Annotated in this window: 10 protein-coding genes; 5 read left to right on the top strand and 5 right to left on the bottom strand. The window is 59.1% G+C overall.

Annotated elements, in window-relative coordinates:
- Positions 1-113: 113 nt before the first annotated feature.
- Positions 114-1,679 carry a TrkA C-terminal domain-containing protein gene (locus MHX61_RS03645; RefSeq protein WP_239192718.1) on the top strand — a complete coding sequence of 522 codons (1,566 nt, stop codon included), beginning with the start codon at positions 114-116 and terminating at the stop codon, positions 1,677-1,679.
- A gap of 72 nt (positions 1,680-1,751) precedes the next feature.
- On the opposite strand, the gene MHX61_RS03640 is transcribed toward MHX61_RS03645, so the two are convergent.
- Positions 1,752-3,386 carry a peptide chain release factor 3 gene (locus MHX61_RS03640; protein WP_005329056.1) on the bottom strand — a complete coding sequence of 545 codons (1,635 nt, stop codon included), beginning with the start codon at positions 3,384-3,386 and terminating at the stop codon, positions 1,752-1,754.
- A 24-nt stretch (positions 3,387-3,410) separates the two neighbouring features.
- Positions 3,411-4,247, bottom strand: a complete 837-nt coding sequence (locus MHX61_RS03635) for an SDR family NAD(P)-dependent oxidoreductase (RefSeq protein WP_239192715.1) — start codon at positions 4,245-4,247, stop codon at positions 3,411-3,413.
- Between the two features lie 81 nt (positions 4,248-4,328).
- Here MHX61_RS03635 and MHX61_RS03630 point away from each other — a divergent pair, with 81 nt between their 5' ends.
- Together MHX61_RS03630 and MHX61_RS03625 are read left to right on the top strand one after the other, a co-directional pair.
- Positions 4,329-5,681, top strand: coding sequence for a potassium transporter TrkG (locus MHX61_RS03630; protein ID WP_239192712.1), 1,353 nt, complete (start codon positions 4,329-4,331; stop codon positions 5,679-5,681).
- Positions 5,674-6,366, top strand: a complete 693-nt coding sequence (locus MHX61_RS03625) for a TrkA family potassium uptake protein (RefSeq protein WP_005329053.1) — start codon at positions 5,674-5,676, stop codon at positions 6,364-6,366. Before MHX61_RS03630 ends, MHX61_RS03625 begins: the two co-directional genes overlap by 8 nt.
- On the opposite strand, the gene pth is transcribed toward MHX61_RS03625, so the two are convergent.
- A complete protein-coding gene (gene pth, locus MHX61_RS03620; protein WP_239192708.1) occupies positions 6,363-7,010 on the bottom strand; it encodes an aminoacyl-tRNA hydrolase in 648 nt (215 codons plus the stop codon). The genes MHX61_RS03625 and pth overlap by 4 nt on opposite strands.
- A gap of 35 nt (positions 7,011-7,045) precedes the next feature.
- On the opposite strand from pth, the gene MHX61_RS03615 reads away from it, so the two are divergent.
- Complete coding sequence (locus tag MHX61_RS03615) at positions 7,046-8,029, top strand: nitronate monooxygenase (protein WP_239192704.1); 984 nt, start codon at positions 7,046-7,048, stop codon at positions 8,027-8,029.
- 64 nt (positions 8,030-8,093) lie between these two features.
- Positions 8,094-9,548, top strand: coding sequence for a glyceraldehyde-3-phosphate dehydrogenase (locus MHX61_RS03610; protein ID WP_370658400.1), 1,455 nt, complete (start codon positions 8,094-8,096; stop codon positions 9,546-9,548).
- 137 nt (positions 9,549-9,685) lie between these two features.
- On the opposite strand, the gene MHX61_RS03605 is transcribed toward MHX61_RS03610, so the two are convergent.
- Positions 9,686-11,176 carry a hypothetical protein gene (locus MHX61_RS03605; protein WP_239192701.1) on the bottom strand — a complete coding sequence of 497 codons (1,491 nt, stop codon included), beginning with the start codon at positions 11,174-11,176 and terminating at the stop codon, positions 9,686-9,688.
- Entirely contained in the window at positions 11,169-11,882 is a 714-nt protein-coding gene (locus tag MHX61_RS03600) for an ATP-binding cassette domain-containing protein (protein WP_239192698.1), read from the bottom strand. Before MHX61_RS03600 ends, MHX61_RS03605 begins: the two co-directional genes overlap by 8 nt.
- Positions 11,883-11,904 lie beyond the last annotated feature (22 nt).

Below are 11,904 nucleotides of genomic sequence, written 5' to 3'. Positions count from 1 at the left end.
GGGTGGGTGGCCCCTGGCGAAAAGGGTCTAAGCAGTAGCGATGCCATTGGTGGTCGTTAAAGAATGTGCCTTTCACGTGGCACTTTGGAGGAAAATGCCTAAAATATTCCAGCGTGTTAGCAATTTTTGATGGAAATATATGGCTGAGCATCTTTTTCATAGTGCTGCTCGGCACGCTATTTGGCATGATCCCCTTCGGTCCGCTGCGCTTTGGCGCGGCAGGCACGCTGTTTGTGGGCTTGGCCTTCGGCTCGTTTATTGACCTAGATAAAGACATCTTAAGCTCCCTGCAAGAGCTGGGCTTGGGACTCTTTATTTATATGCAAGGCCTGTCCGCCGGTGAGCGCTTCTTCAAGGGCTTTTCCAAGCAGATGAAGCACATGCTCACGGCGGCCATTGCGATTGTGGTGGCCGCGGGCGCAGCCATCCTCTTTGGTGGCATGCTGGGGCTGGATACCTTGGCTTCCGTTGGTGTATTTGCCGGCGCCACGACCTCGACGCCGTCGCTGGCAGTTGCCCAGCAACAAACAGGTGAAGAGCTACCCGCCGTGGGCTACTCGCTGGGCTATCCCGTGGGTGTGGCGGTGGCCATTTTGGTCGTGGCATTCCTGCTCAAGCAGAATTGGCCCGCCAAGCACGATAAGGACAATTCTGCCTCCAAGATCTTCCGCTCCCGCACCATTCGCGTTACCAAAGACGTGAACTACGATGATTTGGAAGAACAGTTCAAGGATCACTTTGTTATCGCTACCATTCGCCGCGGTAATAAGGTCCGGGTTGCCGGCGATCGCCCCGAATTGCACAAGGGCGATATCCTGCGCGCGATGGTCACCAAAGCTAAGGCCCGTGAATTGACCCAAATGCTAGGCAAGCGCCAGCCGCAAACTCCGTTCGTGGATAAGCGCCTAGTCATCGAAACCGTGGCTATTTCTAACCAAGATATTGCCGGCCGCACCGTTGAGGAGCTCAACCTGTTCTCCCGCTATGGCGGTCGCATCGTGCGCGTGCAGCGCGGCGATGAGGAGTTCTTGGCCAATAATGAAACCCACTTGGCTTCCGGCGATACCCTCGAGCTCATTGTGAAGTTTGACCGCTTGGGCGATATCCAGGATTACTTCGGCGACTCCATTAAGTCCTACTCCGAGCTGAACTGGGTGGCCTTGGGCGGTGGCCTGTTCTTGGGTTACCTGCTGGGCCAGGTTGTGGTTCCGATGCCGGGTGGCGCATCCTTCGAGCTGGGCTTCGCGCTCGGCCCGCTGATTACCGGTCTTATCCTCGGTGCGCTGCACCGCACCCGCCGCATTCCATGGCAGGTTCCGGCTTCCATTAATACCGCCTTCCAGCAGTGGGGCCTCGTCATCTTCTTGGCGTCTGTGGGCCTATCATCCGGCGAGGCATTCTTGTCCACCGCCTTCTCCTGGATGGGTCTGAAGTGCATGATCCTCGCCGCCATTGTCACCGTGGTGGTTTCGGTCCTATTCGCTGTAGCGAATCGCTTCATGGGGCAGTCCGAAACCCGTACCTCTGGCGGACTCTCTGGCATCTTTGCCCAGCCGGCCGTGGTCAATTACGCCACGGGGCTGAGCTCCGACTCGCGCATCATGACCGGTTATGCGGCCACCATTGTGGTGGGGCAGGTGGTCAAGATTGCCGTTGTCCCTGTGATGTTGATGGTTTAACACGCAACGGAAAAGGCCGCTTCCCAGAACGGGAAGCGGCCTTTTACTCTGCCGTGTGAAGCTGTGTGGTTTCTAATCCGCCACGAGGGTTTCCATGGTGAGCTCTGGGTGTTCCTTCTCAATGAAGGCGAGCTTCCACTTATCGCCAAAGAGCGCGATGAGCTCGCCATCTTGGCGGGTAAAGATTTCCACGCCGCGCTGACGGCCGAGCTCTGGGGCGGATTCGGCATCGGTGCGGCGAGCCACGGAATAGGGAATAGGCTCGGTGACGGTTTCCACGTTGTATTCGAACTCCATGCGGGCCTGCATCACCTCGAACTGCATGGGGCCCACCGCCGCCATGACAGGGGAAGCATCGCCACGCGCCTCGTTCTTGAGAATCTGGACCACGCCCTCGGCCGCCAGCTGCTCCAGGCCCTTACGGAAGGCCTTGTACTTGCCCAGCGACTTCGCGCGCAGAATGCGGAAGGCCTCCGGCGCGAACTGCGGCATGGGCTTGAATTGCACCTTCTTGCCGGAATAGATGGTGTCACCAGGGGCAAGCGAACCGGCGTTGACCAAGCCTACGATATCGCCCGGATAGGCGGTATCCACGGTATCGCGCGTGCGACCAAAGACAGTCAGGGCGTACTTGGTGGAAAAGCTGCGGCCGGATTGGGCGTGGTTGACCTGCATGCCGCGCTCGAATTCACCGGAGACCACGCGCATAAAGGCCAGATTATCGCGGTGCTTTTGGTCCATGCCTGCCTGGACCTTGAAGACGACCCCCGAGAAGTCATCGCTAACCTCGCGGACCTCATCAATGGCGCTGGTGGCAGCCTCGACTGCCTTTGGGTCGGATTCGCGCGAGTGCGGAGCCGGGGCAATGGCGCACAGGGTGTCCAAAATCTGGTGCACACCAAAGTTCAGCATCGCAGAAGCAAAAATGAGCGGGGAGGTCACGCACTGTTCAAAAAGCTCCTGATCGTGCAGGGCACCGTCGGCGGCGAGCAGCTCGGCTTCCTCGACTGCGGTCTCCCACACCTCTTCTTCCTTCTCACCGGCGGCATCCGGAGCAAAGTGTTCCTCCGGGGCGATGGTAGAACCACCGGCAGTGCGGATGAAGTGGATATACTCATCGGCCTCGCCATCATCGTTGATATGTGCCAAGCCGCGGAAGTCACCGGCAATGCCTACCGGCCAGTACAGCGGGGTGGGCTGCAGTTGGATTTCGTTGACGATTTCGTCGACAAGCTCCAAGGGCTCGCGGCCCACGCGGTCCCACTTATTGATCACGGTAACGATAGGCAGGCCGCGGGCCTTGCACACGCGGAAGAGCTTGAGGGTCTGGGGCTCGAGGCCCTTGGCGGCGTCGATAAGCATGACTGCCGCATCCACCGCGGTGAGCACGCGGTAGGTATCCTCCGAGAAGTCCGCGTGGCCCGGGGTATCGACCAGGTTGATCATGTAGGGTTCGCCCTCGTGGCCCTCCGGCGCATACTCGAACTGCAGCGCCGAGGAAGCCACGGAAATGCCGCGGTCCTTTTCCATATCCATCCAGTCAGACACGGTGGACTTGCGGTTGCCCTTGCCGTGGACCGCGCCGGCCTCATTAATAACGTGTGCGTGCAGCGCCAGCGCCTCCGTCAGCGTGGACTTACCAGCATCCGGGTGGGCGATAACGGCAAACGTGCGGCGGCGGGAGGCCTCAGAAACGACAGAACTCATGCGCCATAGTCTAGTGGTTTCGCGCTACCACTCCACATTGAGGCGGCGCCCCAAATCATCAAAGACGCGACGAGCCACCGACAGCTTCTTCGCAATGGGGCGCTGGAGACCAGGTTTGCGCTTGTCGTTGTAGTATTCGCCGGATTCAAAGTGGATTCCCTCGGTGCCCGTCAAAAAGTAGGCGAGGTTTTCGCCGCCGTCGGCAGGCTTGCCAAAGGTCTTGCCAATCAGCCCGGAATACAGCTTGGACATCATGCCGGTAGAGGACTTGGAAAAGTCAGTGGCAAGCACGCCAGGGTGGAAGGACACCGCGGAAAGCCCGTGGGCATCAAAATAACGGGTGAGCAGGATATCGCCCAGCTTGGCGTTGCCGTAGGCGCGCTCAGGGCTGAAGTGCTCCAGCGTATTAGGGTCGCTGAGGTCGAATTGAGACATGAGGAAATTGGCTAGGGAAGCCGTTTGAACCACGTTCGCCTTATCCGCGCGCAGCTTGTCCCGTAGCAGCGAGGTCAACAGGAAAGGCGCGACCACGTTGACCTGCCAGGTGCGCTCAAATCCATCGGCGGTGGTGGATGGGCCGTCAAAAATGCCGCCGGCATTATTGCCCAAGGCGTGGATGTGCTCTAGGCCCTCCAAGTCCTGTGCCAAGCGGCGTACCTGGCCCAATGATTCGAAGTCCGCCAGGAAGTACTGGCCTTCGACTTCCTCGGCCACCGCGCGGGTCTTTTCCGGATTGCGGCCGATGATAACCAGGTTGTCTTGTGGCCGGGTGCGGTGCAACTGACGAGCGGCCGCGGCCCCCAACCCGCCGGATGCGCCGGTAATCACAATGGTCTTGGCAGTGCTATTTGGCGAAGTCATAGCACCAATCCTAACCGCCCACCGAGGGATAGCGCCGGCCAGCAGTTTCCCTGCGCCTAAAGCAGGTCTATACTTCCGCTGGTGAAACACTTGCTTTCCATACGGCAGTGGGGCCCGGCGCGATTGACCGCAGCTGGCTTCCTTGTGCTGATTCTGGTGGGAACGGTTTTGCTCATGCTGCCGTTCGCCGAGGCCGGCACCGCCCGCGCTTCCTTCCTGTCTGCCCTGTTTACCGCTACGTCTGCGGTTTCGCTTACCGGCCTTATCGTGGTGGATACCGGTAGTTTTTGGAGCCCGGCCGGACAGGTCATCATCTTGGCGCTTATCCAACTGGGCGGCTTGGGCATCATGTCGCTCGCTTCGCTATCTGGCCTGCTATTTACCGGCCGGATAAGCTTTAAGGCGCGCAAAACCGGTGCGTATGAGGGGCGCCCCATTGCCCCCGGTGGAATCCGCAAGACGCTGATTTTTACCTTCGCATTTACCGCGGTAGCTGAGATCATCATTGCTGCCATTGTGGCCGCACGCTTGATGATTGGCTATGGGCACTCCTTTCCGCGCGCGGTGTGGGAGGGCATTTTCCATGCGGTATCTGCGTTTAACAATGCCGGCTTTAGCACCAATAGCGATAACCTGGTGCCTTTTGTTTCTGATGCCTGGATTTTGCTGCCCTTGGCCGCCGCATTGATTGGTGGCGGTTTAGGTTTTCCGGTGTGGGCGGAGTTGGCGCGGTTGGTACGCCGCGATCGCCATGTGGTCCACCGCATTTCCATTACTGCCCGCATGACCTTAACGGCCACGACCGTGCTTTTGCTCGCCGGCGGCGTCTTCTTCGCGTGTGTGGAGTGGACCGGGGTTTTGTCCTCGATGTCGCTGGGAGATAAGTTGCTCAACTCTTTCTTTGCCAGCGCTTCTCCGCGCACGGCAGGCTTTAACGCCATTGATTATGGCCAGGCACATCCCATTACACTGATGGGCACCGACATTTTGATGTTCATCGGTGGTGGCTCGGCCGGTACGGCCGGCGGCATCAAGGTCACCACCGCCTGCGTGCTCTTAGCAGCCATGGCCGCAGAGTTCACTGGGCGCGAAACCACCACCATTGGCCACCGCAGTCTTCCGCGATCGGTGACCCGCCAGGCGCTGGCGCTGAGCTTTGCCGGGGTTCTGGTCGTCACACTGGGTGTGGCGGCGCTGCGCTTTTTTGATCCGGAGTTTAGCGGTGATCAAGTCTCCTTCGAAGTCCTTTCTGCTTTCGCTACGGTGGGCTTGTCCACCGGAATTACTGCAAGCCTGTCTGCACCCTCGCAGATTGTGCTATGCCTCATCATGTACTTGGGCCGCGTTGGCCCAACCACCTTGGTAGCAGCGCTGGCGGCGAAATCCGTCAGCCGACGCTATAGCTATCCCGAAGAAAGGCCGTTCCTTGGCTAATATTCTCAAGGCGTTGGGACGCTCCCGCGCCGGCATCGATATTCCACCCGTCGTCGTTATTGGACTAGGCCGATTTGGCTCCTCGCTAGCCCATGAGTTGATGGCCAATGGCGTTGAGGTCCTTGGCATCGACTCCAGCGAAAAGCGCGTGCGCGAGGAAGCGCCTTACCTCACTGAGACCATTGCAGCAGATACCACTGACCCGGAAGCATTACGTCAGCTGGGCGTGGAGGAGGTCGAGCGCGTCATCGTCGCCATCGGCTCCCATTTGGAAGATTCCATCCTCACCGCGTCCAACCTGGTGGAGTTGGGGGTCAAAGACATCTGGGCCAAGGCGGACTCGGAGGCACACGCGCGTATTCTCAGCCAGATTGGTACCCACCATGTCATCCGGCCAGAGCGCGATACCGGCCGCCGCGTGGCTTACCTTTTGGGCGGGCGTTTCCGTGATTTTGCGGAGATTGCTACCGATTATGGCGTGACCCAGATGGCCGTTCCTAGTTCATTGGTGGGCCGGCCGCTCGACCTTTCTGCCATCTGGCGCACGCACCGCGTGCAATTGGTCTCTGTGCGCCGCGCGGAAGGGGAGTGGGCCCCGCTTGCCGACGCCACCGAGCTCACCCCCACCGATTTCATCGTCGCTGCCGGCAGCCCCAAGGCGCTGGAAAAATTCTCCCAGTGCTAGCGTGAGTGGATCTGGTTCTGGGCCTTGCCTAGCCCGTCCGTCACGATGAGGCGGGCGGCCTCGGCCGCGGTGGCGATGGCGTCATCAAAGCCTGCGCCCGCATCCACGGGGCCCAATACGTAATCCGGAATGGACGAACCCTTGGGCGGCCGGGCAATACCAATGCGCACGCGCAGATAGTCGCGGGTGCCCAAGCGCTCGGTGAGCGACTTGAGGCCGTTGTGCCCGTTTTCATTTCCGCCCTGCTTGATCCGGATCTTATTGGCCGGAAGGTCCAGTTCATCGTGGAGAACAATCACATGGTCTGGGGCGATGCCTAGCTGCTGTGCCAGCGGCGCTACTGGATCGCCAGAAAGGTTCATAAACGTGCCCGAACGCACGACAAGTACTTTCTGTCCCGCCCAGCTAAGTGGCGCGACCTGTACATCCATCCCACGTACCGGCTCGAGTACGTCTCCCCCTGCGGCTAACAGATCATCGATGGCCATATAGCCCACATTGTGGCGGGTAGCGGCATACTTCGCGCCGGGGTTGCCCAAGCCCACAATAAGCCACTCCGCCTCTAGCTCGTCCGGATTGAGACCTGGCGTGGGTTTATTCTTCGAGCCAAAGAACCGCGCGAAAAAATCTCCTAAAGGTGCCACTGCACTAGCTTCCTCTCTCAGTAAGGTGGGGTGCTATGAGTCAGGTTATAAGCTCCCTTTCCCGTAGCGTAATCCCCGCGCCGATGGCCGGCGGTCCCACCACCCCGGAACTAGTGCGCGCTGCCCATGCCGCCGGCTCTTTTGGCACCTTAGGTGTGGGCTCTGCCAGCATAGACGCTGCCCGCACACAGATTGACCAGTGTGGCGGCATTCCGTTTGGAGTAAATCTCTTTTGCCCACAGCAGCCGCTTTCCGAGGCGCACCTAGCAGCCGCACGCGAGCTGGCGCAGGCAGAAAACCAGCCACTGCCTGATCCCGATTACTCCTTTGGCTTCGAAGAGAAGCTGGATCTAGCGCTGCGCGGTGGCGCCCGCGTGGTGTGGTCCATGTTTGGAACCTTCACACCCGAACAGATAGAGCGAATCCACGCCGCGGGCGCAGAGGCCTGGACCACCGTCACCACCCCTGCGGAGGGAACCGTGGCCGCACGTCGGGGCGTCGACGTGCTTTGCGTCCAAGGCCCGGCCGCCGGCGGCCATCGTGGAACTTGGGACTTAGCCGCGACTCCCGATTCCCGGGATCTGGAAGAGCTAGTGTCCGACGTGCATACCGCAGCCCCTGATCTGCCTCTGATCGCTGCTGGCGGCCTGCGCACTGCAGAAGATATAGCCACCGCTATGTCCTGGGATGGCGTCGCCGCATGTTCCTGCGGTTCCGCATTTTTGCTCACCGAAGAGGCGGGAACGAGTGACTACAACCGGCAGCTACTGCGCCGTGGTGGGCAGACCGTGTCTACCCGTGCTTTCTCGGGCCGCTTTGCCCGTGGACTAGAAACTCAGTACACCCGCAGCCACCCCAACCTTCCACCGGTTTATCCGCTCTTGAACCCTGTACTTAAGGAACGCCGTGCGCAGCACGATGATGCCGTAGCCTACTGCCTCGTAGGAACCGAAGTGGAGAAAATAAACGGGGGTACTGTGGCCAACATCCTGAACCAACTATGCCAAAACCCACAGTAGTAGGCGCTAATATTTATGTTTGAAGATTTAATGCCACCCCCGTGACAGAAAAGGAATGAATTACGTGACTGCGAACGCACATGTTGGCCATGATGATTGGAACGAGCGCCTCGAGCTGGCGCAGCAGATGATTCCGCTCATCCACCAGCTGCACCGCAACAATAACGTTGTCACCACCATCTTCGGCCGCCCACTGGTGGGCCAGACCGATATCGACATCATCAAGTCTCACCGCTACGGCCGCCGCATTGCGCAGCGCCACCTGTCCACGGCGGAGACCCTGCCTATCCTGGTGGAATTGGCAGACATGAACCTGGGCGCCGCAAGCGTCGACCTCGGCCGCTTGGTCCTCGGGTGGGAGGAATCCAACGAGGAAAACCTCCGCATGTACTTGGAAGGCGAGCTGTGCGAGATCGTCGGTGCTGGCGTTGACCTAGAGACCACCGACGTCGTCCTCTACGGCTTCGGCCGCATCGGACGTCTGCTGGCCCGCCTGCTCGTCGCCCGCGAGGCAGCTTATGGTGGCGTTCGCCTGCGCGGCATTGTCCTGCGCAAGAAGGGCGACGGTGACATCCTCAAGCGCGCTTCCTTGCTGCGCCGCGATTCCGTTCACGGTGCTTTCAACGGCACCATCTCTGTAGATGAGGAAAACGAGGTTATCTGGGCTAACGGCACCAAGATCCAGATGATCTACGCCAACGATCCCGCCGAAATCGATTACACCTCCTATGGCATCAATAACGCCATCTTGGTGGATAACACCGGCGCATGGCGCGACCGCGAGGGTCTGTCTCAGCACCTCAAAGCCAAGGGCATCTCCCGCGTGCTGCTGACCGCACCGGGCAAGGGCGATATCAAGAACATCGTCTACGGCATCAACAACGACAACATCAGCGACGAGGATCAGATTCTCTCCGCTGCATCCTGCACCACCAACGGCATTACCCCGGTTCTTAAGGTCATCAATGACCGCTACGGTGTAACCCACGGCCACGTGGAGACCGCGCACTCCTTCACCAATGACCAGAACCTCATCGATAACTACCACAAGGGCGATCGCCGCGGCCGCGCCGCAGGCCTGAACATGGTGCTTACCGCTACCGGCGCAGCCAAGGCTGTTGCTAAGGCTCTGCCGGAATTTGAGGGCAAGCTCACCGGCAACGCCATCCGCGTTCCTACCCCGGACGTGTCCATGGCTGTGCTCAACCTCGAGCTGTCCAAGGAAGTAGAGCGCGATGAGGTCAACGACTTCCTGCGCAATGTCTCTTTGCACTCCGACCTGCGCCAGCAGATTTCCTACATTGCCTCCCCAGAGGTTGTTTCCTCTGACTTCATCGGCAATACCCACGCCGGCATTGTCGACGGCGTTGCTACCATCGCCTCCGGCAAGCACCTGGTGCTGTACGTGTGGTACGACAACGAGTATGGCTACTCCAACCAGGTAGTACGCATCGTAGAAGAGCTCGCACACACCCGCCCGGTTGTTCTGCCGAAGCGCGTATCTCCTTCTGAGCTTTAAGCTCACCTAGCTCTAGCCCGCGGTTTCCGCGGGCTTTTGCCGTTTTCTCCCGGCTCCAACCACCCCACCCCGAAAAGCAGCCACGCTATCGGCCTGGAAGCACGCCAATGGACTTGAAACGTGTCTGCATTATGCGGTTAATCCATTGGCTGCAGTGCTTTTGTCTGCAGCAGCCGTTTCGCGGTCCATGAACCAACGGCGGCGATGAGCAATGTTAAGAATGCCGCGACAGCGTAGCGTGCAGGAGTGTTGGCATTTATCGGCCACGCCGAAAAGGCAATTAGCCACAGGTAAGTCTTGGCGAGGACATCACCGCCGAGAGTTGCAGAAACAATGGTGCCCATGATGGTGAGGGCGAGTGCACTAATAATCCCGAAGCGCACCACGATGCACAGGGAAATCACCGCAATACTGAAACCTACACCTACGGCCAGCGGCAGTCGTCCCAATACAGCAGGAGCAGAAGTACCGGCGCAGATTGAAGCGAGCGAAGCAGCCGTGCACACGAATACTATTGCCCCAAAGATCCAGATGAGAAGGGCGTTAGGGCTATGACGTGATTCGCTGTAGCTCAGCGGCCACGCCGCCTCTAGCAGTGGCCACACTATGCAAGGGAGGACTCCCGCGCCCACAGGCAGGAGCGCAAAGACGAAGAAGCCGTGGACATAATCGGCAGGGTAGGTGAGGGCAATGACGGCTAAAGCCACGATGCTCAGCACTAGACACCCGATAAGCAAGGGACTGAACGCCGCACGGTGCAGCCCGATCAGCGCGCCAGATAGCTTGGACCGAGCGGAAGCTCTCGGAGTAGCAGTAGGGGTCCACTCCCCACCAGTGGTGATTGCGCCAGCATCTTTATGAGTATCGCCCTGGGGCAGGCGCAATCTAAGAGGTTGTTTGCGGCGAGGAGTAAAGATTGCCGCGCACGTACCTACAGCCGCAAGAACTAGGCATAGCAGTGCGGCGGGCAGTGGACCTTCTTGCAGTAGCGGATCATCTGGATCGAGAGGAACAGAGTTCTGATGAATCCGCAGGGCAGAAAGCAATAATCTCATCGGCCACGCAGGTGGGAATGCCCACCACGCGTTGCCCTCGACAGTGCTCGGTAGAATTCCAATTCCTTGCCAGACAATGCTTCCAGCCAACGCGGCGACGAGGCCGCAGCGGCGCGCGCACCCTGCAGCGAGCCCGGCGATCCCGATAGCCCCTAGGAAGGAAAAGAGCCCAGCCACTACTAATAGCTGATGGTTGGCACGGCCCTGAAGAGCCACGATTGCCCAAGAAAGGCCGAAATTGAGGACATGGAAGATCGCCAGGCTAGAAAGTATGACAAGAAAGCGCGAGGTCTGTTCATAGTGGGCGTTGAACCGGCGCCAGAGCGTACCGCCGTCGCGAGTACGGACTTCTCGGCGCTCGGGAATGGCGGCAAAAAGCGCAATGAGAGGTGCATACATGCCCGTGATGAACATGGACTGCCATCCCAATACGCCGGTGGCGTCCTGCGTGGGAGAAGCAAGCGCGGAAAACAACGCTGTCATTACCACTAATGGTACGGCCAGTAGAGGGAGCCATTGCAGCGCGCTCCCGCGGCTGCGAAGGACCTCGGCGGAAAGGTAGCGATTAAACATGAGCCTCACCATCCGGGGAGGTCAGGCGGAAAAACTCGGCTTCCAGCTGACCACTGGGAGCCAAATTCTTAAGCGAACCAGAATAGCGGATGGTGCCCTCGGCAAGGATGGTGATGTCCTGGGCTAAGTGGACAATCTCACCGAGCTGATGGGAGCTGACGATGACGGTATGACCGGCGCCGGCCAGGTTCTGCAGGAGCTCACGAAGCTCTACGATGCCCTGCGGATCAAGGCCATTTTGTGGTTCATCGAGAACGAGGATTTCGGGATCACCGAGCAGTGCTTGGCCTAGGGCGAGCCGTGCCTTCATGCCAGTAGAAAATGACTTAGCCTTTTTCTTCCCAGCCCCGTTGAGGCCCACGATGGCAAGCACTCGCTCTATCTCGGATTCTGGTAGACCAAGCAACCGCGTATGGACGCGAAGATTGGCTGCTGCAGAAAGGTGCCCATAAAAAGCTGGACCGTTAACGGAAGCCCCCACGTGGTCGAGAACCTCGCGTGACCAGGGCGCACCGGCCACGCGAATAGTCCCGGAATCGGCGGCAAGAAGGCCTAGAAAGATGGAAAAGAGCGTAGATTTGCCGGCGCCGTTACGCCCTAAAAGAGCATGGACGCGACCAGGGGTGATGCTAAATTCTACATCCCTCAAAACTGTGTGGGAGCCAAAAGACTTTGAGACCTGCTCAAAGGAGATTTCATAATTCATACTGCGAAGTCTCGCGTGCTGG

The organism is Corynebacterium sp. ACRPF (assembly GCF_022347395.1).
GTDB lineage: Bacteria > Actinomycetota > Actinomycetes > Mycobacteriales > Mycobacteriaceae > Corynebacterium > Corynebacterium tuberculostearicum_D.
The sequence above is the reverse complement of the archived record's forward strand: the minus strand, read 5'-3'. Positions and strand labels throughout refer to the sequence as shown.

What these genes read in the sequence shown, in the direction of transcription:
- MHX61_RS03615 (WP_239192704.1), top strand. Translation starts at nt 7,046, where the DNA reads ATGAGTCAGGTTATAAGCTCCCTTTCCCGTAGCGTAATCCCCGCGCCG.
- MHX61_RS03605 (WP_239192701.1), bottom strand. Translation starts at nt 11,176, where the DNA reads ATGTTTAATCGCTACCTTTCCGCCGAGGTCCTTCGCAGCCGCGGGAGC.
- MHX61_RS03640 (WP_005329056.1), bottom strand. Translation starts at nt 3,386, where the DNA reads ATGAGTTCTGTCGTTTCTGAGGCCTCCCGCCGCCGCACGTTTGCCGTT.
- MHX61_RS03635 (WP_239192715.1), bottom strand. Translation starts at nt 4,247, where the DNA reads ATGACTTCGCCAAATAGCACTGCCAAGACCATTGTGATTACCGGCGCA.
- MHX61_RS03600 (WP_239192698.1), bottom strand. Translation starts at nt 11,882, where the DNA reads ATGAATTATGAAATCTCCTTTGAGCAGGTCTCAAAGTCTTTTGGCTCC.